18 protein-coding genes and 2 tRNA genes are annotated in these 23751 nt (G+C 56.4%); 12 read left to right on the forward strand and 8 right to left on the reverse strand.

The genetic code is table 11. The annotated features are described in order from the left end of the window. Positions 1–312: 312 nt before the first annotated feature. Entirely contained in the window at positions 313–678 is a 366-nt protein-coding gene (locus FYJ63_RS11115; RefSeq protein WP_229769875.1) for a hypothetical protein, read from the reverse strand. A 193-nt stretch (positions 679–871) separates the two neighbouring features. On the opposite strand from FYJ63_RS11115, the gene FYJ63_RS02265 reads away from it, so the two are divergent. Both FYJ63_RS02265 and FYJ63_RS02270 read left to right on the forward strand, forming a co-directional pair. Further along, positions 872–1789, forward strand: coding sequence for a 3-hydroxyacyl-CoA dehydrogenase (locus FYJ63_RS02265; protein WP_154543395.1), 918 nt, complete (start codon positions 872–874; stop codon positions 1787–1789). Between the two features lie 131 nt (positions 1790–1920). Beyond that, positions 1921–3207, forward strand: a complete 1287-nt coding sequence (locus tag FYJ63_RS02270) for a M20 metallopeptidase family protein (RefSeq protein ID WP_154543397.1) — start codon at positions 1921–1923, stop codon at positions 3205–3207. Between the two features lie 58 nt (positions 3208–3265). On the opposite strand, the gene FYJ63_RS02275 is transcribed toward FYJ63_RS02270, so the two are convergent. From FYJ63_RS02275 to FYJ63_RS02290, 4 genes are all read right to left on the reverse strand, one after another. Next, a complete protein-coding gene (locus FYJ63_RS02275) occupies positions 3266–3769 on the reverse strand; it encodes a CBS domain-containing protein (protein WP_195839311.1) in 504 nt (167 codons plus the stop codon). 348 nt (positions 3770–4117) lie between these two features. Beyond that, positions 4118–4813, reverse strand: coding sequence for an SDR family oxidoreductase (locus FYJ63_RS11340; protein ID WP_338106788.1), 696 nt, complete (start codon positions 4811–4813; stop codon positions 4118–4120). Positions 4814–5349: 536 nt separating this feature from the next. Continuing rightward, positions 5350–5425 (reverse strand) — tRNA-Ala (locus FYJ63_RS02285). Positions 5426–5478: 53 nt separating this feature from the next. Next, a tRNA-Ile gene (locus FYJ63_RS02290) sits at positions 5479–5552 on the reverse strand. Positions 5553–5979: 427 nt separating this feature from the next. On the opposite strand from FYJ63_RS02290, the gene glf reads away from it, so the two are divergent. The 3 genes from glf to FYJ63_RS02305 all read left to right on the forward strand — a co-directional run bounded on the left by glf (position 5980) and on the right by FYJ63_RS02305 (position 9362). Beyond that, positions 5980–7170: a UDP-galactopyranose mutase gene (glf, locus tag FYJ63_RS02295; RefSeq protein WP_154543401.1), complete on the forward strand. Its 1191-nt coding sequence runs from the start codon at positions 5980–5982 to the stop codon at positions 7168–7170. A 205-nt stretch (positions 7171–7375) separates the two neighbouring features. Further along, positions 7376–8305 (forward strand): DMT family transporter, encoded by a 930-nt coding sequence (locus tag FYJ63_RS02300; RefSeq protein WP_277026548.1) that lies wholly within the window; start codon positions 7376–7378, stop codon positions 8303–8305. Positions 8306–8459: 154 nt separating this feature from the next. Then, positions 8460–9362: an NAD(P)-dependent oxidoreductase gene (locus FYJ63_RS02305; RefSeq protein WP_154543403.1), complete on the forward strand. Its 903-nt coding sequence runs from the start codon at positions 8460–8462 to the stop codon at positions 9360–9362. A 25-nt stretch (positions 9363–9387) separates the two neighbouring features. Here FYJ63_RS02305 and FYJ63_RS11345 read toward each other — a convergent pair whose 3' ends face one another. Beyond that, positions 9388–9513 carry a hypothetical protein gene (locus FYJ63_RS11345; RefSeq protein ID WP_268233695.1) on the reverse strand — a complete coding sequence of 42 codons (126 nt, stop codon included), beginning with the start codon at positions 9511–9513 and terminating at the stop codon, positions 9388–9390. Between the two features lie 60 nt (positions 9514–9573). Here FYJ63_RS11345 and FYJ63_RS02310 point away from each other — a divergent pair, with 60 nt between their 5' ends. After that, positions 9574–11076, forward strand: a complete 1503-nt coding sequence (locus FYJ63_RS02310; RefSeq protein ID WP_154543405.1) for a DUF1846 domain-containing protein — start codon at positions 9574–9576, stop codon at positions 11074–11076. 239 nt (positions 11077–11315) lie between these two features. Here the strand turns inward: FYJ63_RS02310 and FYJ63_RS02315 are convergent, their stop codons facing one another. After that, positions 11316–13643 carry a transglycosylase domain-containing protein gene (locus tag FYJ63_RS02315; protein WP_154543407.1) on the reverse strand — a complete coding sequence of 776 codons (2328 nt, stop codon included), beginning with the start codon at positions 13641–13643 and terminating at the stop codon, positions 11316–11318. Next, positions 13640–15085, reverse strand: a complete 1446-nt coding sequence (locus FYJ63_RS02320) for a CCA tRNA nucleotidyltransferase (protein ID WP_338106789.1) — start codon at positions 15083–15085, stop codon at positions 13640–13642. Before FYJ63_RS02320 ends, FYJ63_RS02315 begins: the two co-directional genes overlap by 4 nt. A 198-nt stretch (positions 15086–15283) precedes the next feature. Here FYJ63_RS02320 and FYJ63_RS02325 point away from each other — a divergent pair, with 198 nt between their 5' ends. The 6 genes from FYJ63_RS02325 (at position 15284) to FYJ63_RS02350 (ending at position 23711) form a co-directional block, all read left to right on the forward strand. After that, positions 15284–15811 (forward strand): NUDIX hydrolase, encoded by a 528-nt coding sequence (locus FYJ63_RS02325; RefSeq protein ID WP_154543409.1) that lies wholly within the window; start codon positions 15284–15286, stop codon positions 15809–15811. A gap of 163 nt (positions 15812–15974) precedes the next feature. Next, positions 15975–18239: a DUF6049 family protein gene (locus tag FYJ63_RS02330; RefSeq protein WP_154543411.1), complete on the forward strand. Its 2265-nt coding sequence runs from the start codon at positions 15975–15977 to the stop codon at positions 18237–18239. Beyond that, the gene (gene murJ / locus FYJ63_RS02335; RefSeq protein WP_154543413.1) at positions 18236–20701 is read left to right on the forward strand and encodes a murein biosynthesis integral membrane protein MurJ; all 2466 of its coding nucleotides are present in this window, start codon (positions 18236–18238) and stop codon (positions 20699–20701) included. The genes FYJ63_RS02330 and murJ overlap by 4 nt, the downstream gene beginning before the upstream one ends. Before the next feature lie 146 nt (positions 20702–20847). After that, positions 20848–21783, forward strand: a complete 936-nt coding sequence (trxB, locus tag FYJ63_RS02340; protein ID WP_154543415.1) for a thioredoxin-disulfide reductase — start codon at positions 20848–20850, stop codon at positions 21781–21783. A 110-nt stretch (positions 21784–21893) separates the two neighbouring features. Next, the gene (trxA, locus tag FYJ63_RS02345) at positions 21894–22220 is read left to right on the forward strand and encodes a thioredoxin (protein ID WP_154543417.1); all 327 of its coding nucleotides are present in this window, start codon (positions 21894–21896) and stop codon (positions 22218–22220) included. Between the two features lie 231 nt (positions 22221–22451). Beyond that, positions 22452–23711: an aminotransferase-like domain-containing protein gene (locus tag FYJ63_RS02350; RefSeq protein ID WP_154543419.1), complete on the forward strand. Its 1260-nt coding sequence runs from the start codon at positions 22452–22454 to the stop codon at positions 23709–23711. The last annotated feature ends 40 nt before the right edge of the window (positions 23712–23751 follow it).

The raw sequence follows: 23751 nt of genomic DNA on the forward strand, positions 1-23751 counted from the left end.
AGTATTGTGCTGACAATCTCAACTCTGCGCACTTAAGTTTCGGTTAGCCTTGGATCTGTTTTAGGGAATCTCAGGAAAAACGCGCTAAATTCGCGATGCTTGAGGTCGCTTGTCAGGTCTTATTCAGAATTGAAACCTGGATTTGTAAATTCAATGTCAGACTTTTCAAAGAGTAAATTATGCGTAAAGTCGGATAGATTTCCGCGGAATCTCGACTTCCTGACCCGTTTCCTGAAAAACCCCCGAGAATCCCCATCCTTTCCTGATAACCCAATTATTCCCGAAAACCTGGACTCAAGCAAGAACTCCTAGCTAGAAAAGCAGAGCCGCCTCCACGCCGACAATCAAAGAAAGCGAAACGAGGCTAACCAACAAAACACCTAAAAACAACAAACCTGGTGAGGCGCTTCGGAAAGAGAATGCCGCGACCCAAAAATCTCGCCCAAAAATACACCCCCAGTATGACGTGTCAGTCGGCTCCGGATAATACTTGGCAAACTTCCGCCAATGATTCAGTTTCTGAAGCCGAACGGTGTGATTCCGACCCAGATTGCGCTCATGAGATCCAAGATTGGTAAAGCCACGATAGCCCACGCGCTTCAAATATTTCCCAGCAGCCTCGAAACCTGTCGGCGGCGTCCAGCCGCGGCTACCAGCCGCAGCGAAATCAACAACCACAGTATAGCGACGACGATTAAAGCCACACTCGGCAAGCCCAGAGAATTTCCCCGGAAAACCCCCGGCGGAAACATCAAAACTACAGCCGGCTTAAGAGCCAGCCAACACATTTTTATGTTAGGACAATCGCGGACCATTGAGCTATCCTGCACACAGGGCAACGATGCCCCATAGAATCAAAGGAGAATTAGTTATGAGTATTAACATTCAAAACGTTGCAGTCCTTGGAACCGGAGTTCTCGGCTCTCAAATCATCATGCAGAACGCTTGGGCTGGGAAAAACGTGGTGGCCTACGACATCAGCGACGAAATACTCGCCAAACTGCCGGAACGCTGGGAATGGCTGCGGGGACACTACCTGAAAGATATTCCCCACTACAGCAAGGAGCTGTTTGACGAGGCAGTAACCCGAATCACCGCCTCAACCGACTTGAAACAAGCCGTAGCGAACGCAGATCTCGTGATTGAGGCTGTACCAGAGATACTGGATTTGAAAAAACAAGTGTGGGCAGAGGTGAACAAAGCCGCTCCGGAACATGCGATTTTCGTCACCAACACGTCATCCCTGCGTCCCTCCGATTTCATGGAAGCAACCGGGCGACCAGAACATTTCACAACCCTTCACTTCGCTAACCTGGTCTGGCGCAACAACACCGGCGAAGTGATGCGCACCCCAAAGACCTCAGACGAAACCTTCAACACCGTTTTAGATTTCGCCAAGTCAATTAACCTCGTGCCAATCCCTATCCAAAAAGAAGTCCCCGGCTACCTGTTGAACTCACTGCTCATCCCATTTTTGAACGCGGCTGCGGACCTGTGGGTGAACGGCCACGCCTCACCAGAAGACATCGACAACACCTGGCATGTCGCGACAAAATCCGCGAAATCACCGTTTGAAATGTACGATGTCGTTGGTTTCAATGTCGCCTACAACATTAACCGCGCACGCAAAGGCGAAGCTGAAGGTTCATTCGCCTGGCTGCTGAAACACCAAATCGATAAAGGAGTGACCGGTCTAGCCAGCGGTAAAGGATTCTACCTATACGACAAAGAGGGCAACATCACCGGCCCCAACCCGGACATGGTGTCCCCCGAAGCGGCCGCGAAATAGCAGGAAACAACCAGCCGCCGTGGCGTGGAGGAGCTTTATGAGACCCCTCCACGCCACGGGTGTAAGGTATCAACCGTAAAGAACACAGTGCTCAACCAGCAACACTGCGAAGTCTAGTGAAAGATGCGGATATGGTTGCGAATACTCTCAGTCTCGAAGAACTGTTTACAGCGGCAAAAGCAATAGAACCAGATGTTATCTCCTGGCGGCACCATTTGCATCAACATCCAGAACTGTCTAATCGGGAAGTGAAAACCGCTCAATACATCGCACAACGGTTACATGATTTCGGTTTTAACCCCAATGAGATACATGAACAGGTAGGCGGCACCGGGGTTTTAGCGTGCCTGTCCGGCAAACACCCTGGAAAAGGAGTTTTGCTTCGCGCCGACATTGACGCGCTACCTGTGAAAGAAGAAAGCGACCTGCCGTATAAATCGAACCAGGTTCAGGAATACGTTGGCGGGTCGTTTCCGGTAGCTCACGCCTGCGGACATGACTGCCACATTTCGATGCTTTTAGGGGCGGCACAGATACTCGCCACCCGACGGGAACAAATCCACGGAACCGTCTATTTTGCTTTCCAACCAGCCGAGGAAGGAGCTCCAGGCGAAGAAACCGGAGGCGCAGCATTCATGCTTTCCAGCCCAGAGTTTCACGACCTGGATCCACGCCCTAGCCTGGCGTTCGGGATGCATGTCACCCCAGCGCCCACCGGCATGGTCGGGTGGACTCCAAACGTCCAGCACGCCGCCTCAGAAATGCTGAAAATAACTGTCACCGGGGAGCAAGTACACGGTTCCTCCCCGTGGGCGGGACGCGACCCCCTGCCCCCCGCGGCCGACATCATTTCCGCGATGGGTCAGCTTTACCGTCAATTCGACGCCAAAGACGCTTTCACGATCAGCATCGGCCACGTCGAGGACAAGGGACGTTTCAATATCGTCGGCGAACACGTCACACTCTTCGGTACAGTCCGTTGCCTCAATGCTGAACTCATTACCGATATAAACGCCGCGATAGCGCGCACCTGCCGCAATATAGCCGCCGCCTATAACTGTGTAGGCGAAGTGGAATTCCTCCAACAGGTACCCGCAGTTGTTAACCGCCCGGAAACCATCGCTGCCCTTCAACCAGGTCTGACAGCCGCCGCTGGCGGCGAAGACCACGTGTTCACTCCCCCCGCATCATTAGGCTACGATGATGTTTCCGAGTTCATAAACACCTACGGGGGAATGTATGCGCTACTCGGAGTTCAAGATGTGGAGTTAGTCCCCGACGGCATACCGCAGGCAACTCCCGGCGGGAAAGGATTCGCCCCGAATCATTCCCCCCGCTTCTACGCTAACGATGAGGCTCTCCTCACTGGTGTGCGGATGCACCTGGCGGTAGTCGCTCAGCACCTGGCCTCAGCCTGATACTCGCTTAAAGGTTAATTCAGCAGACCATAGGTGAGCTAGATTTCCACTCCCCGAGCTACTCTGCTAGATTCACCAAAATGTGATTGACGATATCTTTACGATTAATCGTCCCGATGAGTTTCCCCTGTTTCAGAACAGAAACTTTTTTGATATGTCGCTCGGAAAGCGCTTGGCACACTTCCTTAAATGAAGCAGACGCGTCCACGAAAACAACCCGTTTTGTTGCAATGGAAGTCACCTTTTGAACAAGAATTTTCCGAAACCTGTTCTCCTCGCTCTGTCTCTCCTCGGTAAACAGCAAATCAGGAACATAGCTATAGAAATCGGCCAGCGCAGCGGTTGCGACCTCGTTTCCGAACTCACGCAAAACATCACCTACAGAGAGAAAAGCGATAATCGCGCCGTGTTTATCAATAATCGGAGCATTAGTGGTTCCGTTTTTGTTGAACAGTTTCAAAGCGTCGCGCACCGTGGCCGTATTATCAATCGAAAGCGAATCATGTAAAACCATTCCCTCCGCTGGCATGACCCCGCGCCGCCAATCAAAAATTTTTAACATGATTATTTGTTTCTTTGTCAAATATGATCGCATGTCGCTCTTACACTAACAACACTCACTTGTTGTCGACACTTTGCCGTCGACTCGTTTTAAGCATTCTAATAATGCGGAAAGAGTATAGCTCTTCAGAATACGGTTGTCTATATAGAAACGAAAAAGAACAAAACCCCCATAGTAATTGATTTTTATGCCGAACAAGGGATAGTATGCGTCGTTAAACACAGCGCCTTAGCCTGACGGGTGAGGCAGATTCATTCTTATAGGAAAGAATGTAAAAGAGACTTCGGGCGCACAGCAATAAACCTGACTGTCAAGACAGGTTTTAGTTCCCGAAACCGTTTAGAAACGCTACATTCTCTTGTCTATGTGGCGCGGCTCATGCCAAATATCGGGGCCACGACCATTTACGGTCGTGTCAAAACCGCCGTCAATATAAATGATTTGACCCGTCATGGAAGCGTTAGCCTCAGAAACTAGGAAAGCCAACACTGCTCCAATTGCACCCGGTTCCACCGCTCCGTTCAAAGGTGCAGGCATAGCATCGAAAGCCATCCGGTTTCCTTCTTCAGTTGAGAGCAGTTCTGCTGTCATCGCGGTTTTCACTACACCCGGCCCTACCGCATTAATAGCAATGCCCTTACCAGCGAACTCATCGGTAGGCGCCACCCGACGCACCCAGGTTGCAATCGCCCGCTTTGAGGCAGAATAGTTCGAATACGAGGCCATAAAACCCTGGGAGGCAAGAGACTGTCCGCGCGCCAACGCTTCTTCCTTAGTTCCATCTAAAAGCAGTGTAACTAGCTCATAATCGGTTGGCTGCAGGCTGGCTCCCGAAGAAGTGACTGCCACCCGCGGAGAACTAGAGCGCTCCAGCAGAGGCTTCAGCGCCAGGATTGAATCGATCGCCCCATAATAGTTGACCGTCAAATCCAGGGGAGAATTGCTTTGCGTGCCTGCGTTTGCAACCACCCCGTCTATATGATCATGGGTCTTGGAAATCTCATCGACCATTGCGGCAATAGAATCAGCATTACCAAGATCCACAGTTAAATCCGCGCCTTTAAGGTCCACGGTAATGGTATCGATGCCTTGTTTGTTTAAAATTTCTGCGGTGGCTTTGCCTATGCCTCAACCGGCACCGGTCACCACAACGGTTCGCGCCATAATATGTCCTTTCTACGTTGAAACCGACAGGTTTAGTATATCAAAACCTCGGATTTTTCATAACAGGAAAGCACTTGACGAAACCTCCCTCCCCATAGGGAAAACGCCCGAGCGCTGGAGCGGCGAAGATGGCGGGTATGAACATCACCATTAACTAGCGGCCAGCTATCTCAATAACCTACCCAAGCCAGTCCTCCACGGCTGGCTATCTTCGTATCCCCCCCAGAGCTTGTTCAACCGCGATATACACGCAAATCAGCCCAACCTTTACGCGCCAACGCCAACCTTTTCGCATAACCCCAAAAACCAGGTATAAAACCCCAGCTCAAGGCAGCAATTTCGCGTAACCCTGTTTTGATACACCCAAAAGTGAAAACGCCTGCTGGCGCGAAAATGTATCAACACCAGCAGGCACTTGGTGGAGCTAGGGGGACTCGAACCCCCGACCCTCTGCTTGCAAAGCAGATGCGCTACCAACTGCGCTATAGCCCCGAAAACCGAATATCCTTGGAAATGCCCGCGTGAAAAACCTGATTCCACAACTGTGGGCCTAGCTGGGCTCGAACCAGCGACCTCAGTCTTATCAGGACTGCGCTCTAACCAACTGAGCTATAGGCCCTTGGGCACCAAAGAATCTTACCCGAAAGGCCATAACCCGCGCAAATTAGGAGTCTCGCTGGCGGAACCTTCGCGAAAATCACCAATAAGATGTTGTTTGATTTCTTTTGATGCTTTGCAATAGGATTAACCCGCCAGCGAGATTCCTTGGATGGTTTCGAGCTGGTATACCCTTGGCAACCGCCTTGGATATAGTCGAGCCCCGGAGCTGGAGCTCCGGGGCCTAGGAAGAAAGGGTGAGGACAATGATCGCACTCATTGCACTCATTATTTCCCTTCCTGAAGCCATTCTAGCATCGATTCTTATTTATGAAAAGATGCAAAATCGGCCGAAAGACTGACGGAAATTTCACCACCCGGGGTTCGAAAGGATCCCGGGCTTCCTAGTTTTAGGGACCGCGCCACTCTGGTTTCGCTAGGATGTATTCATGACTGATTTACTTATCGTCGGATCCGGATTATTTGGCTTAACCATGGCTCGCGAGGCTGCCGAGGCCGGCGCGAAAGTTACCATAATCGACCGGCGCGACCACCTCGGAGGAAACGCCTGGTCCGAGCCCGACCCTGAAACCGGCATCGAAGTCCACAAATATGGCGCCCACTTATTCCACACCTCGAATGAACGCGTCTGGGAATACGTCAACCGTTTCACCTCATTCACCCCCTATGTCCACCACGTTTACACGACTGTCAATGGCGTTGTCTATCCGATGCCAGTGAACCTCGGGACCATCAACCAGTTCTTCCAAGCGGCATATTCCCCCGACGAAGCCCGCGCGCTGATCGCGAGCCAAGCCGCCGATATTGACCCGACCCACGTGGATGATAACTTCCGGACCAAGGGCATCTCCTTAGTCGGAAAACCCCTGTTCGAGGCTTTTTTTGAGGGCTATACCTCGAAGCAGTGGCAGACCGACCCGGAGGAACTCCCCGCCTCCATCGTGACCCGCCTTCCGGTTCGCTACACCTACGACAACCGGTATTTCAACGACACCTATGAGGGGCTGCCGACCGATGGATACGCCGCGTGGCTCACCCGAATGTCGGATCATCCCAATATCACCGTCCATCTCGACACGGATTTCTTTGACCCGGAATCCGAATTCTCGAAATCCCGAACAGTCGGAAATCTCCCCGTGGTCTACACCGGGCCGATTGATGAATACTTCGACTACCGCGAAGGCGACCTCGGCTGGCGGACTATTGACCTCGAACTCGAGGTGAAACCGACCGGCGACTCCCAGGGCTGTCCGGTGATGAACTACGGTGACCGCAATGTGCCCTACACACGAATCCACGAATTTCGCCACTTCCATCCCGAACGCGCGGAGACATATCCGAAGGATAAAACGGTTATCGCCCGGGAATATTCGCGTTTCGCCAAGCGCGGGGAGGAACCCTATTACCCGATTAATGCTGCCGCCGACCGCAAGCGCTTGAAAACCTATCACGAACTCGCCGCGACCGAGCCGAATGTCCTGTTCGGGGGGCGGCTCGGAACCTATAAATACCTCGATATGCATATGGCAATTGCCTCGGCGCTCTCCCGGTTCAACAATGTGGTGGCGCCATTCTTGAGCGGAGAGACCAAGACCATGGCGCTTCCGGAACGGGATTAATTCCCGATTATCTCAACAGTCTCAAACTAAGTCGTGAAGGTTCCGACACGAGTCGGCCTATAGGTCTGCTCGTGTCGGAACCTTGACGAGTTTATCGCGAAAGCGCCCTAAAAGAGCTGAAAAATTCGAGTAGCACCCTAGGGACAGAACGCGACTCGGCGGGTAAGATTGGAAAAAGCGCAGTATCGAGAAAGTGAGGGGACAAGTGCATAACATTCCCCTTGCGATTATTCTCCAAATCTTCGGTTCCTTCTGTTTCGCCCTCGCCGCTCGCTACCAAAACAGCGCGATTCGCCGCGAGGTTCGCCACAATCAATCCCGCCACCGCCTCAAATCCTCCCAGCTTCTCGCGAGCCTGAAAAATCCCCGCTGGTGGCAGGGGATGGGGCTGATGGGAATCTCCCTGGCCTGCCAGATTACCGCCCTATTCTTCGCCCCGGTTTCCGTGGTTCAACCCGTGGGACTCCTGGCTTTCCCCTGGTCGATGATTCTCCAAGCGCGGGTGGCGCACCGTCGCATCAGTAAAAACGAAATCTCCCTTGTAGCGCTCACCGTCGTTGCGACCGGCATCTTTACCGCGATTGTCTCCATCTATGCCACGCCGGAATCCGAACTCACCGAATGGAAAGTCTTTGTCGGCGCCCTCGTGATTTACCTTGTGGCAGCGACTTTCGGGGGACTCGGCGCGAAAGGCCCGCAGTACTGGCGCTCGCTTTTCTGGGGCTCGGGCGGAGCCATGTTCTACGGTCTCGAAGCAGCTCTTGTCAGGACACTCATCAATTTCGCCCGCCAGCATAACTGGCTCGACAACCCCCTATTTTGGGGGATTCTCGCCTGTCTCATCATCGGCTCTCTGACTGCCGGGTGGATGATTCAACAAGGGTATGCCACGGGACAAGCGGAAATGGTCGTGGCGTCCATGACAATAACCTCACCGGTCGTGGCGGTTTGCTACGGGATTTTCGTCCTCGGGGAAGGCCAAAACTTCACCTGGGGAGTGGCACTCGCAGTCGCCGCTTGTGGTCTTATCGCCATCGCGGGGGTGGTGGCGCTGTCCCACATTAAAGCGCATCAACCGGTTATCGTCGATACTTCCGATATTCCACAAGTCTCTTCGACCGAAAAACCGGCATAAACCCGTTTCTCTTGCGAACCTCTTACGGATCCCCGGTTAACACTTCGCCCCCTTGTTGACCCCTCACGCCCCCGACCAAGCTCTTGGTGAACCCGAAACATCCCCTCCCTCGCTCGAAACCTCGCCGTCGCCCCCGAACCGCTAAAGTTGAACCATGAAAACCATCACAGTTTCCCTCGCCCCGCAATGGCACTTTGACCTCGACCTACCCGAGGTGAGCCAATACACCTGGAACTTGAAGGATCCCGCCCCCGCCGAGCACCTCGACATTGTTGTCTCCCACATTCTCGCCCGTCCCTCTGACCTCGAGGTCGCCGCCAGCGTGGGCGCAAGTCTTCTCCAACTCGGCTCTATCGGCTATGAGACAGTCCAGGGGCACCCCGTTCCCGCTGGTCTCGCGGTTGCGAACGGGAAGGGCGTCTACGAGGACATCACTGCGGAGTTGACGGTGGCGAACCTTTTGTATGCGATGCGCGACCTCAAGCGCGCTGCCGCCTCCCAAGCGGCCGGGAAATGGGACTACTTCCGGGTCAAGGGGCTCACCGATGCCCGCGTCGGTTTAGTTGGGGTGGGGGGAGTTGGTCGGGAAATCACCAAGCGGTTGCTGCCTTTCCAAGTCGATTTGCTTCGCTTCGCAACCCGCGCCAGAACCGATGATTTCGGGGAGGTCCACGAACTGGCTGACCTCGAAAAGTACCTGCCATCCCTTGATGCGCTTATCGTCGTGGTGCCGTTGACAGACTCGACCCGCGGGCTTTTGGGTGAAAAAATCCTCGCCGGTCTCCCAGATGGCGCCACGGTTCTCAATATGGCTCGCGGTGAGGTGGCCGATACTGAGGCCTTGCTTCGCCATGCTTCGCGGTTGAAGATTGTGGCTGATGTCACCGATCCGGAGCCGCTTCCCGAGGGTCACCCCTTATTCGCCGCCGCTGAGCTTATTACCGCGCATATCGGGGGCGCTTCCAAGGGGCGACAGCCTCGAATGAAGGCTCTCCTTACCCGCCAGATCGAGGCTCTCCGTGCTGGAAAGCCTTTTGAAAACCTTGTGACCTGGTAGTTGAGCCATTTCCAGCTCAGCTCGACTAGGCCGCCAAACCTGGCGGCACCGGCCGCGCCGGCGCAGGAATCTCCATCGCCGACACTGCCGCTACCGCCGGCTCTATTGCCGGAGCCACAGCTAGCTCTGGAACCGCCAGCTCCGCCGACACCGCCGGCCTGGTATAAAGTTGTAACCGTCCTAGCAACCCCAACAAAGAAGGCGCCCGCATATGTCTCAGGAAATCGGCTTTGACCGGCAAAAATACATCAAAATGCAGTCCGAGCACATTGCTGAGCGCCGCCGGAATATTGCCGGCGATAACGGCAGGCTCTACCTCGAGATGGGCGGCAAACTCTTTGATGACTTCCACGCCTCTAGGGTTCTTCCGGGTTTCACTCCGGACAACAAAATCGCGATGCTGCGCGAGCTGAAAGACGAGATCGAGATTCTGGTCTGTCTCAACGGCAAGGATCTCCAACGCCAGAAAGTGCGCGCTGACCTTGGGATTACCTATGAGGATGACGTGTTGCGGCTCATCGATGTCTTCCGTGAAGGCGGGTTTCTCGTCAAAAACGTCGTCATGACCCAGCTCGAAGATGACAATGCCATCGCGCTGGCCTTTATGGAGCGCTTGGAACGTCTTGGCCTCAAAGTTGCACGTCACCGGACTATTGTCGGGTATCCTTCCAATACGAAACTGGTCCTGTCCGAAGACGGATTCGGAAGGAATGACTATGTCGAGTTGGAGCGCGATCTGATTGTGGTGACCGCTCCGGGACCTGGCTCCGGTAAGCTCGCCACCTGTCTCTCCCAGGTCTACCACGACCACAAGCGCGGCATTAACTCTGGCTACGCCAAGTTTGAGACTTTCCCAATTTGGAATCTTCCCCTGGAACATCCGGTCAATCTCGCCTATGAGGCGGCAACCGCGGATCTTGATGACTTGAACCTGATTGATCCCTATCATCTCGCGGCCTACGGCCAGCAGGTCACCTCCTATAACCGCGACATGGAGACCTTTCCCTTGTTGAAAACCATGCTCGACCAGTTGACGGGCCAGTCCCCCTACCAGTCCCCCACCGATATGGGCGTCAATATGGCGGGTCATTGTATTTCCGACGATGAGGTTTGCCAGCGGGCCGCACGCCAAGAGATTATCCGCCGATATTACAAGGCGCTGGTGGATGAGGCAAAAGAGGGGCTCGACGGGGAGGTTTCCGGACGGATTGCGATGGTGATGGCCAAGGCCGGCACCTCGACATACGAGCGGAAAGTTGTTGGGCCTGCTCTCGAAGTGGAGCAGGCCACCGGCCAGCCCGGTTCGGCTATTGAGCTCCACGACGGGGCAATCATCAAGGGCAAAACCTCACCTCTGCTCGGATGTTCGGCGGCCATGTTGTTGAATGCCCTAAAGTATCTCGCCGAGATTGACCCGAAGATTGACCTGTTGTCGCGGGAATCCATTGCGCCGATTCAGACGCTCAAAACCGAACACTTGGGGTCGCGAAACCCGCGGCTGCACACCGATGAGGTTCTGATTGCCCTGTCGGTGTCTGCTGGGAACGACCCGCTGGCGCGGGCGGCGCTCGGGAAGTTGAAGGAGCTCGAGGGCTGCAATGTCCATACGACGACGATTCTCGGTTCGGTTGATGAGGGGATTTTTCGCAATCTCGGGATTCTCGTCACCTCCGAGCCGAAGTTCCAGCGCAAGCGGCTTTACCGGAAACACTAGATGATTTCGGTTTTCTCCTTTTCTCGGGGTTCGACAGGTCTGGCATTACGTGAATAACCACACAGCCACTCTGGCAATATAGCATATCGAACATTGATTCGCCCTGAACTGGGAATTCGCAAATCAAGCTCTTAAAAAAGTGTGTTACTGTGGTTATCCACGTCAGGGGTGTGGCTATTCACGTCGCTGAAGAACGCCCTGAACCTGCCCCAGCCCTTTGGGTGGTTCCGGTTGGGAACCTAGCTGGGATTTCCCGGCGCTACCGGAGCCGCGCTTGGATTCGTGCCGGTCCCACCGGTCCCACCGGTTCCACCAGTTCCGCCGGCGCCACCGTCACTACCGCCGGTGCCACCGGTGCCCGGATTTGTCCCGGGATAGCCGGAAGTCCCCGGAATCGTCACACTCGGTGCCGGACTCTGTCCGCCAGTCCCCCCACCAGTTCCGTCGGCGCCTCCGGTTCCGACAGCCCCGCCAGTGCCACCTGTCACCACGGGATCCCCGGGAACCCCGGGCTCACCGGATCCGGGCGCGGGAGACATCGACACGGAAGGGGCCACACTCGGCGAGGCAGTGTCCTCGGTCGCGGTCGGCTCTGGCTCACTCGAGCGCTTCACCTCAGTCTTTGCCACCTTGCCGGGTCGCTCAAAACTCTCAACCTTCAAGTCCTTTACAGCCTTGGACATGTATTGTTTCCACAACCAAGCCGGCCAGGTAGAACCGGTGATTTCACGCTCCCCCCCGAAAGGAGTGATGCGTTCTTCTTCCCCGTTCGGGCCAACCTGGTAGAGGCCTACCACCGTGACAACTTGGGGAATATATCCGACAAAAACAGCCGATTTATTGTCCGTGGAAGAACCGGTTTTACCGGCTGCGGGGCGTCCAATACTGGCCTTTTGCGCCGTCCCGCCAGAGTTGAACGGCCCTTGCAAAGCCTGGGTGGCAGTCAAAGCCACATTGCGATCCACGACCTGGTCGGGGGAAAAAGACGGCATATACACAATGTCTCCCGCAACGTCGGTGACCTGACGAATCAGGTGAACCGTCCCTCGTTGTCCCTCGTTGGCGAGGGTACCAAAAGCGGTGGCGATATTGGCGGCGGTCGGGGAAGCCGACCCCAAAACATTCGTCAAAGTGTCATCCAAACCAGGCGTATCCTCGGGATACCCCAGCCGAATCGCAACCTCCTTGGTCAAAGCCGGTCCGACCTTCGCATTCATCCGCACATAGGGGATATTCAAAGACAAGGCAGTGGCCCGAGCCATCGTCACTGTGCCATAAGAATAGTTTCCGTAGTTTTGAATCGGCACACCCTGGATTGTCGCTGGTGAATTCGCGTTGTAAACATCGTTGAGGCTCCCGCCCTGTTCCAGTGAAGCCACCAGCCCGAAAGGCTTGAAGGTGGAGCCGGCCTGGAAATGGTCTTGGGTGACGGCGTTAGTTTGAACCTTCAAATAGTCAGATCCGGGGTATTCAGCAATGATTTCCCCGGTTTTAGCGTCGGTGGAAACCATCGAAACCCGAAGATTCGGGGCATGGCCCTTCGGCAGCTTCGCGACGGTATCCATCATGAGTTGCTGTTTTTCCTGGTCAATCGTGGTGACGATCTTCAAGCCCTGGGTGTCAATCTGTTCCTCGGTAAGACCCGCGAGGTCCTTCAATTCTTGGCGGGCCTGGAACATCAAATACCCGTTGACCCCACCGAAATCCTGCTTACTCTGGGAGGGCTGAATCGTCGCCGGAAACTCGGCGGAAGCCTGTTCTGCCGGAGTGATATAGCCCGAATCGGCCATATATCCCAAAACGCGCTCCCAGCGGGTCTTCGCCATCTCCGGATTCGTCGCCGGGTCATAGGCCGAGGGGGCCGGAATAATCCCCGAGAGAAGCGCCGCCTCCGAATAGTTCAAATCCTTGGCAGATTTCCCAAAGTAGGACTTGGCGGCGGCCTCGATTCCATAAGAGCCACGCCCGAAATAAATCGTATTCAGGTAGTTGTCGAGAATGACCTCTTTGTCCTGTTGGCGGTTGATTTTGAGCGCCAGAATGGACTCTTTCGCCTTGGCCCAATAGCGCTGGAACACGTTGCCTTTATTCGTGTTTTCCGCCATATAGTAACGTTCCACATATTGCTGAGACAAAGTCGAGGCGCCCTGGAGCGGACGGCCGCGAACATTGTTGACGAAAGCGCGCACAATACCTTTGACATCAACGCCGGAGTTCGTCCAAAATGTGCGGTCTTCGGAGGCCACCACAGCGTTACCAACATATTTCGGAATTTTTGTCGTATCAATGATTTCGCGGTTGACCTCGGCAAACTTCCCGATTTCGGTTTTCCCGTCGGCATAGTAGACGGTTGTGACTTGAGAGCGGGCAAACTGGGAAGGTTTGGGGATTTCAGTAGTGGCGTAAGTCACCAAGAACAGCGCGAAAGCCGCGACCACTGCGAGAAGCAGGAGGAACAGCAACGTCAAAAACGTGTTGCGAACATAATGATGCTTTTTCCGTTTGGGTCGCACCTGGCGCACGGTTTGACCCGTGACGCGCCGCGGCTGGACTGGCCGTGAGTTCATGACACCTTCTCTCCTTTAGGTTCACTATTGTGCCATTTTTCCCACCAGTCACGCAGGACAGTCTCAGCCTTTTCCGACCCCACCAGCCCGTTTTCCATCCGGTAGGCAAGCAAAAATTTGTATGCCGCCCCGACTTCCCGCCCCGGGCCAATCCCGAGGATCGCCATGATTTCATCCCCATTCAACTCAGGGCGAACTGCGTCAAGCTCCTCTTTTTCCTTGAGCTCCTTGATGCGAGCCTCGAGGTCATCATAGGCCGCCGCCAGCCGCTCGGCTTTCTTGACGTTGCGGGTGGTGCAGTCGGCGCGGGTCAGCCGGTGCAGCCGCTCCAGCAAAGGGCCGGCATCGGTAACATAGCGCCGCACCGCCGAGTCGGTCCATTCCTGATCCCCGTAGCCGTGAAAGCGCTGGTGGAGTGCGATTAGCTTCGAGACATCGCGGATGGTCGCCTTGTCGAATTTCAAGGCCTTCAAACGGCGGCGCGCAATCCGCGCCCCGACGATGTCGTGTTGATGAAAGGTTACAACCCCGCCCGCCTCGAACTTCCGAGTGGCGGGTTTGCCAATGTCGTGCAGCAGTGAGGCAAGACGAAGCACGAGGTCAGGAGCTGGAACCGGACCGTCCGGGCCGGTTTCTTGGGCAATCGCTTGTTCAAGAACCGTCAAAGAGTGCTCCCAGACATCTTTGTGACGCTTGTGTTCGTCTTGCATATCGCGCAGATCCATGAGCTCGGGGATGACTTCCTCGGCTACATCGGTGTAAACCATGAGTTCGAGCCCCCGGCGCGGCGCGGCTCCGAGCATCAGCCGCGAGAATTCGGTCATGATTCTTTCACGGGAGACAATCCGGAGGCGCTCGCGCATATTCTGCATGGCCGTTAATGCGGCGTAATCGACGTCGAAACCTAGTTGGGAGGCGAAACGGGCGGCTCGCATGATTCGTAGCGGGTCGTCATCAAAGGACTCTTCCGGTGCGATCGGGGTGCGGAGCATCTGTTCCTCGAGGTCGCGGGCTCCTCCGGTCGGGTCAACCAGTTCAAGGTCGGGAAGACGCAGCGCCATGGCATTCACGGTAAAATCGCGCCGCCACAGGTCGCCTTCGAGGGTGTCACCAAAGTGGACTTCGGGTTTGCGGGAGTCACGCTGGTATTCGTCAGAGCGGTAGGTCGTGATTTCGAAGATGTCATCGCCTTTGCGCGCCCCTATGGTGCCGTAGTTGCGCCCCACGTCCCAAACCGCATCCGCCCAGTCGTGTAAGACTGCCTCGGTTTCCTCAGGGCGCGCGGAAGTCGTCAAGTCGAGGTCGTGGGGGTGCAGGCCGAGTAGGGCATCGCGAACCGGCCCTCCGACCAGGGAAATCTCGTAACCGGCGCGCGTGAATGCCTCGCCGATTCCGGTGACCTTGGGTTTAAGTGCCTGAAATACTTCGTCTTTCTGCCCCACTTCGCTCCTTCCTATCTGCGTGTCTATCTTACCGGAGCTGGCGGGTCAGACCATTTTGGCTATCAATGACGTTTTTACCGGTGGGGACGGGTCAAAGTGGTAAACCTTTTACCACTTTGACCCGTCCCCACCGGTAAGTCCCGCTTCCGGAAAGCCGGTCTTCCTTTGCTCCGCTAACTGCTCCGCTAAAATCGAGACATGGCCCGCGAGCAAGATGAGACGGAGCCCTCGACAACTACGCCGGAGGGCTTCTATCGCTCGCGCTCGGGGCGGCTCCTCCCGATAGTCGAGGAAGTCTCTGCGGGAGGTCTTGCGGTAGACCTGGTGAACGGGAAAATCTCGGCGGCGTTAATTTTGCGACGCTCTCGCGCGGGTCGCCTCGAATGGCTCTTGCCAAAAGGGCACGTGGAGGAAGGTGAAACCCCCGCGGAGGCGGCCGCCCGCGAAATTCACGAGGAAACTGGAATTGAGTGCCGTCCGGTACGTTTCTTGTCATCAATGGATTACTGGTTTTCCGGCCCTGACCGGCGCGTTCACAAGGTGGTCCACCATTTTTTGTGCGAAACCACCGGCGGTAGTCTCACGGTGGAAGATGATCCGGATCATGAAGCCGCGGCCGCGCAGTGGGTGCCGCTTTCTTTGCTTCAGCAGCGTCTCGCCTATCCCGCGGAGCGCCGCATCGCCGCCATCGCCACCCGCCTCCTGACCCGCCGACCCCGCGACTAGCCACCGCACCAATCGATCCCTGGAGCGAAAGGAAACCGTCCCCAGTTTGCGAAGCGTAGCCATGGGGTCTGACCCGCTCCGGCTCGGCGCCGCATCCTTGACCTCAGCAATGCTTGAGCGAGCTCGGCATTGCGTTCGGTCTGCGTCGCGGTAAAGTTTTCCTATGGACAGTTTTCGGGTCGTGCCTTTTTTGCGCCTAATCACCGCATTGTTGGCGGGGCTGCTGTTCATTTCCCTAAACACCATCGCCCTTGTTGACCCCACAGCGAACCCCTTGAACACCCTCGGCACCCTAACTTCCCCGCAGGCCGCGGCCGCCATTCCGCCGCCGCGAAGCGAAGCCAAAATCGTCGGCCAAACCCCCATCATTACCCCCGAAACTAAAGAACTCATCCTCAATGTGACTTCCGCCTATCCCGGGGATCCCACCTCGGGAACCGTCAGCGTCAAAGTCGGAACCCGCACCCCCATCAATCAACAAACCCTGGAGAACTGGCTGGATGGGAGCCTCGACAGCGCCCGGGCGGGGCTAAAATCCGTGGCTACTGAAACGACCTCCCTGAAGCCGACTGAGACTTTGTTGACGCTGAATATCCCTATCGAGGCTCTCCCTTTTAGCGACCCGGAACAGTGGGGCCCGCGTTTCCTGGAAGTGACCTTTACGCCGAACGTGGACACGGACACGGAAACGGACACAGAAGCGAACGCAAACGCCGATGCTAAGCCTCCCGCGAATCAGGGCTCGAGTGATTTTGATCCGGCGGCGGAATTTTCGGCTCGTTCCCTTCTCCTGTGGGATTCTGGGGCGAGTTTTGAGCCGAGTCCGATGATGATTCTCACTCCCTTGGTGACTTCCGCACGCGACATGGCCGCGACCTACGGCGAGGGCAGCGACAGCCCGATGTGGCTTCCCCAACGGCGCCTCCAAGAACTCTGCCTCCTCGCCGCAAAATATCCCTTGACCTTGGCTTATGACCCGCTCTTACTGGCTGAAGATGAGTCTGGGGAGACCCAGGCAACCGACTATCTCAATAAACTTGGCGTCACCGTTCCGACTCGAAAAATCCCCGACCCGCCTGCCCCGGAGGAACCGCCAGCGTGGATGAAGGGACTGCCGGTGCCGAGCCCGTCCCCCTTTGAGCCGCTGCAACCGTTGGCCCAACTTCGCCAAGAGGGCAAATGCGGGACTCGCTCGTTTTTCTTTCTTCCTCCCGGGGATTTTGCGGCTTCTCAACTCACGTCTCTGCGCCCCGCGGAGCAAGCAGTTTTCCTTGATGCCTCCCAGAACCTTGCCGCGAAAGTCAGCCAAAAAATCCCCGATTACCAAAGCAAACTCATCCTTTGGCCTCCCGCTGATTCGGATAATGCCCCCGACACCAGCCAGTTCGCCGCGGAAATTGCCACTTGGGGAGCGCGCCCGCTCGTCCTCGAGGACACCGCGGATTTCACGACTCAGCCCGCTCCGAAAAGTTATGACCTCGACGCGAGACGCGAAGTCGTCATTAATGACACCAAGACCCAGGCCTGGGCGCTTAATTCCCAGTTAAGCAAGTGGTTAAGTCTCAAAGGGGCGGGCAATTTGACGGAACTCCAGACCCGTCAAATTCTCCTGGCTTCCACCGCCGTCTTCACTCGGCAGCGCCCCTTTAGCCCGCGTCTCCTCGTCCTTTCCACCTCGCGCGACTACCTGCCTGATGCCTCGCTGAAAGCAACCCTTGATCTCTTGACGAGCGCCCGCTGGCTCAGTTTCCCCGATGCCTCCGAACTCACCCCCGATGACCGCGCGACTTCCTGGCTCTCTCCCGAGTCCGAGAATTCACCCCAGCCAGATTCGCGACTCTCCGGAGACTTACGCTCGTTCCTCCGGCTTCACTCCGATGCCCAGTCTCTCGCGGCGGCGAGCCAAGAACCGGCGAAACTCCCCGCGATTTTCGATGCCCTAGCCGTGACCAACGCGCGGGCGAGCCTCGCCGCGCCCGCTGAAGAGTTAGTGTCGGAGCGCAGGCTTGTGGGTCTCATCAAAGCCCAGCCGGTTTCAGTCATCAACCTCATTGATGAACAGGCCAAAATCCCCGTCTCGGTCACCAATGGCCTCGATTCGCCGGTGACGGTTCTCGTGAATCTGAAGGCCTCCGACACGCGCCTCCAGTTTGGGAAGGTCAAGCCTTTGACAGTTCCCGCCGGCTCCACGGCCCAGGCGCGTATTCCAGTCAAAGCCGTGGGTCACGGGGATGTGACGGTGCGAGTGGGGCTCAGCAACCTGGAAGGTCAACAAGTGGGCACCGCGGAAACTATCCAGGTGCGGGTCCGCGCCGAATGGGAGTCCACCGGAATCTATGTTCTCGCCGGACTGCTTGTGGTGGTGTTGATTTTCGGCATCGGGCGGAAAATCATTAAGCGGACTCGTGGGACGAAGGTGAGCTCATGAGGCTCAACTCTTCCCGAGAAACCCGCGAGGTCGCCGCAGGAGTCGCCGCTACCCGCACGGGTCGTTCCTCCGCGATTATGGCCGCGGGAACCCTCGTAAGCCGCATCCTCGGCTTCGCCCGCCAATGGCTGCTGGTCGCCGCGATTGGCGGCTTCGGAATTGCCGACGCCTTCAACACCGCCAACACCTTGCCGAACACCCTCTACAACCTCCTTGCTGGTGGGGTCTTGAACGCCATCCTCGTCCCGACCATCGTGCGCGCCCTGTCAAAAAACCGCGGCAAAGAGGGAACCGACCAGGTCAATGCCCTGTTGACTCTCGCTTCCATCATCCTTCTGGGGATGGTGGTTGTGACGGTGATGCTTGCCTTACCAATCGTGATGCTCTATGGCGGGGGCATGCCCGATGACCTGTTCAACCTGACCGTCATCTTCGCGCTGTGGTGCCTCCCCCAGATTTTCTTCTACGGCACTTATGCCCTCCTCGGTCAAGTGTTGAACTCACTTTCCAGCTTCGGCCCCTACATGTGGGCGCCGGTGGTCAACAACGTAATCGGTATCACCGGCCTCGTTCTCTTTATCCGCCTCTACGGAACCGCTCCCGCCGAAAACTTCGACACCTCCACCTGGGACGCCCCAAAAATCGCGCTCTTGGCAGGTTCAATGACTTTGGGCATCGCTTTGCAGGCACTCGTGTTGCTGTTCCCCCTCAAACGCCTTGGCTTCCAATTGCGCGCCAACTTCCAGTGGCGCGGGCTCGGTTTTCGCCACACCGGCAAGGTCGCAGCCTGGGCTTTCGCCGGAATTTTCGCGAACGCCTTGATGAACCTTATCGCCACCCGCATCGGCTCGGAGGCAAACGGCGCGGGCAATCTCGCCGGAGAGTTTTACCCCGCGACCTCGCTTTTCGGCTACGCCACGATGCTCTACATGCTCCCCCAGTCCCTCGTCACCATCTCGGTTTCCACCGCGGTTTTCACGGCTATGGCCTACCACGCGACCCAAAACGATTTTCCGGCGCTCTCCGAGGATTATCTCAAAGCGCTGCGCCTGTCCTCCCTGTTCACAATCCTGTTGGCGGGGATGCTCATCGTCGGGGCACTACCGCTGGCGAACTTCACCGCCTCCGCCCTCCCCCCGGAGCAAGCCCAGGCTCTCGCCACCGTGCTTGTCATCTTGAGCCTCGGCATCCCTGGTCAGACGATTTTCTCGACCAACACCCGGGTGTTTTATTCCCTCGAGGACACCCGCACCCAGTTCCTGGTGACTCTCCCCGCGCCGGTTCTCACCGGTCTTTTCGCGCTCGTCGCCCGCTTCGCGCTTCCCCCCGATTACTGGCTCGAAGTGACCCTTATCGGCGAGCCCCTGTCCCTGCTGGTGGGTGGGCTTATTGGGCTCGCTCTGTTGCGTCGCCGCGGGATCTCCGCCCACGTGATCCGGGACGCCAGCAGTCACTACCTGCGTTGCCTCGTCGCAGTGGTGTTGGCTGGGATTCCGGCCTGGCTCGTGTTGTATGGAGTCTTTGAAGTGCCGGATGAGAATTACACCATCGCCGACACTTTCTTTTCCGGCTTTATCCGCTCGCTCCTTGTCGGTTTCATCATGGGCTCGCTCTATTTCTTCTTGACATGGGTCTTCAATGTCACCGAAGTTCGCGACACGGTGAAAACATTTGCTGACAAGGTGGGACGCAGACCCGCCGGAACGGCTACACTGGGAGAAAACGAGAGGAGCGCCATGTCAACCGACACTTCAGCGACCGAGAGCGCCTCCTGGAAAGCCGGCACTCGCAACGTTTTCAGCCAATCCTTTGCTGACGCCCGCCAAGCCGCCCAAGACAACGACAACGCCGTCAAAGTGGCTGCCGAAGAATCCAAACTCACCGTGAAAATTGTGGCGGTCGGCGTCGCGCTGGTCTGCATCATTGCCCTGGTGGTCTGGTTCTGGCCCCGCCCCCAAGCCACCACGGCAAATGAGACCCTGGATCTTTCCCCGCAAAGTGAGTTGAAGGTTGTCCCCGATGCCGCCCCCGCGCCACTCCCCATCGCCGGCGTGACCTCGATTTCGGGCAAGAACGATGGCTGGGATAACGCAGAAATGGCTCCGCTAGCTATTGATGGGAAACCGGAAACTTCCTGGAGAACCGATGCAATGCGAACCTCGACCCTCGTTGACGGACGCGGCTTCGGGCTCGCCATCAACCTCGGTGAAGCTCCGGTCAAGGTGCGGAAAGTCATCGTGACCTCCTCGGCGAAAGGAGGCGTGCTGGAACTGCGGCAAACGACCGCCCAAGATCCCAGCGGCGGCGCTTTGCTCGGTAGTCTGCCCCTTGCTGACACGGTGACCTATGAACTCGCCGAGCCGGTGGAAACCAACCAGTTGGTGCTGTGGTCCACCGAGATGCCGACCGGTCCGGGCGGAGGATTCCGGCTCACCGTTTCGGAAGTGCAGGTTCTCGGCTAGACGAGGGACTAACGGCCCATTTCAGCAAAATTCCAGTGAAATTTCAGGCGTGAATTCTTTCACTTAAAGAGAATTTGGGAACAAATCCGGCCCTATCTTGGTTAGTATGCTTATAGGTTTGTGTCTCAACAATTCAAGGAGTCGACTTGTACGACGTCATCATTATCGGATCCGGTCCTTCCGGCTACACCGCCGGAATTTATGCGTCCCGCGCGGCGTTGAAAACCCTAATCGTGGCGGGTTCTGTCGATACCGGCGGCATGTTGATGAACACGACCGCAGTCGAAAACTACCCCGGTTTCCCCGAGGGAGTGCAGGGTCCGGATCTCATGGACATGATGCGTGAACAGGCCGAACGGTTCGGGTCCGAGCTCGTCTACGAGGACGCTACCGAGCTCGATTTGCGCGGGGATATTAAGACCGTCACGACTGATGAGGGCACCTATCAGGCTAAAGCCGTCATCATTGCGACCGGTTCTGGATACCGGACTTTGGACGTTCCCGGCGAGGAGAAACACGTTGGCCACGGGGTGTCTTACTGTGCGACCTGTGACGGGTTCTTCTTCCGCGACCAGCCGATTATGGTCGTGGGTGGGGGCGACTCAGCCATGGAGGAAGCCACCTATCTCACTCACTTCGGTTCCTCGGTGACGGTGGTTCACCGGCGCGACGAGCTGCGTGCCTCCGCAGCGATGCAGGCGAAAGCCTTTGCTGACCCGAAGATTCAGTTCAAGTTCAACAAGGTGGTGGAGTCCATTAATGGCGAAGCCAAGGTGGAGACGGTCACTTTGCGCGACACGGTCACGGGTCAGAAAGAAACCGTGGCGGTCGGGGGCTTGTTTATTGCGGCCGGTCACATTCCGCGAACTGAGCTCGTGAAAGACCAGTTGAAACTGGATGAACAGGGCAATATTTGGGTCGATTCCCCCACTACCGCAACCTCCATGCCGGGCGTTTTTGCCGCCGGAGATGTCACCGACGCGATTTACCGACAGGCCATCACTTCGGCCGGAACCGGCTGTAAGGCGGCAATTGATGCCGAGCGGTATCTGAAAGACCAGGAAATTCAATCACAGATATAGCGGTTTACCTGGGATTTCGAGGTGGGTTTGGATCATCTCTAGTCATTAGTTTTGCAAAACAGTAGAATGAGTAACATAGCATAAGATGCAACGAAAGGAAGGCAACAATCATGTCCAATGCTCCCGAAGTTGGTGAAAGCAATTTTCACACCGAGGTTCTAGAATCCGATCTTCCCGTTTTGGTGGATTTCTGGGCCGTGTGGTGTCCGCCCTGCCGCCAGATGGGGCCGATTATCGACCAAATTGCTACGGAATTTGGAGATAAGTTGAAGGTCGTGAAGTGCGATGTCGATAACAACCCTTCCCTCCAGGCCAAGTACCAGATTTCTTCCATCCCGACTTTCAATATTTACAAGGATGGGGAGGTTGCCGCGCAGTTCATCGGCGGTCGCCCGAAGGCCCAGTTCCGCAGGGAAATCGAATCCGTAATCGGCTAGCGGCTCGTCCGGCTCCCGCTAAAGGCGTAGCGAAGCCGGGCGGGTCAGACCTCTTTGGGGTAATGACCGCAGGGAATGTAACCAAAAGGGTCTGACCCTCCGGCTTAGCCTCCACAAAGCTTGCCACAATCCCAAATTTCCCCGACTCCACCTTTAGCGGAGGCGGGGAAATTTTGGCTCCTCAATCTTGGTGGCTAAGCTTTTCTTTAACCAAACTAAGGATTTGATTGCATGACTGTAGCTTCCGGAACTCCCCGCGTCGATTGGACGGACTCCTTTTCGTCGCGCGCCAAAAATCTTCAGGTGAGTGAGACTCGAGCCCTGTTCGCAGTGGCCTCCCGCCCGGAAGTAGTTTCTTTGGCAGGCGGGATGCCGAACCTCAAAGATCTTCCCCTGCATCAAATCGCCCGCTCTTTCGAGAGCTTATTCGCAGGTGACGGCGCGACCGCCATGCAGTACGGCGGAGGTCAGGGCTTTGAGCCCTTGCGGGAGCAAATTACTGACATCATGAGCCTTGAAGGCATCAATGCCTCGGCGGCGAACGTCACCATCACCGCCGGCTCTCAACATGCCCTCGACCTCGTTACCCAGCTTTTTATTGACCCCGGCGACCCGATTCTTGTCGAAGCCCCCTCCTATGTCGGGGCCCTGTCGGTGTTCCATTCCTATCAATGTGAGGTCCACCACGTTTTGATGGACGATGAAGGCCTCATCCCCGAATCCCTTGATGAAGCCGCTACGGCGCTAGAAAAAGCTGGCCGGCCCGCAAAATTCCTCTACACCGTCCCGAACTTCCACAATCCCGGCGGGATGACGCTTTCTGAGGCGCGCCGGCCCGAGATTGTGGAGATTTGCGCACGCCATCACTTGTTGATTTTGGAAGACAACCCCTACGGGCTGCTTGGCTTTGACGGACACCTTTACCCCGCGATGCAGCCGCTAAATCCCGACGGCATCATTTATCTTGGGTCCTTTTCCAAGATGTTTGCCCCCGGCTTCCGCATCGGCTGGGCGCTGGCTCCCGACCAGATTACCGAGAAACTCGTGGTCGCGAATGAGACCGCGATTTTGTCCCCCTCGATGGCGGCGGAACTTTCGATTTCGACCTATCTTCGAGATTTTGACTGGTACGGCCAGGTCGATAAGTTCCGGGTGATGTATCGCGGGCGGGCTCGGGCCACGATGGAGGCTCTCACCAAGTACCTCCCCGAGTGTACCTGGACGCATCCCGTGGGCGGCTTCTATACCTGGGTGCATTTCCCCCCTGGTATCAATACGAACGAGATGCTACCGCGAGCGGTGGAAAATCTCGTCGCCTACGTGTCAGGAACGGCCTTTTACGCCGATGGTCGCGGCGCGGATTACCTGCGCATCGCTTATTGCTACCCTCCCGAGGAGGAAATTCGCGAGGGCATCCGCCGCCTGGCTGTCACCTACGAGCAGGAAAAAGACCTCCTTGCCCGCGTTTCACCGGCGTCTAAGACCGCGTAGTGTCCTTGCTGCTTGTTTCTCCAGTCGCGTTGTCATGCGG

Origin of the sequence: Mobiluncus porci (assembly GCF_009695935.1) — a bacterium.
Lineage (GTDB): Bacteria > Actinomycetota > Actinomycetes > Actinomycetales > Actinomycetaceae > Mobiluncus > Mobiluncus porci.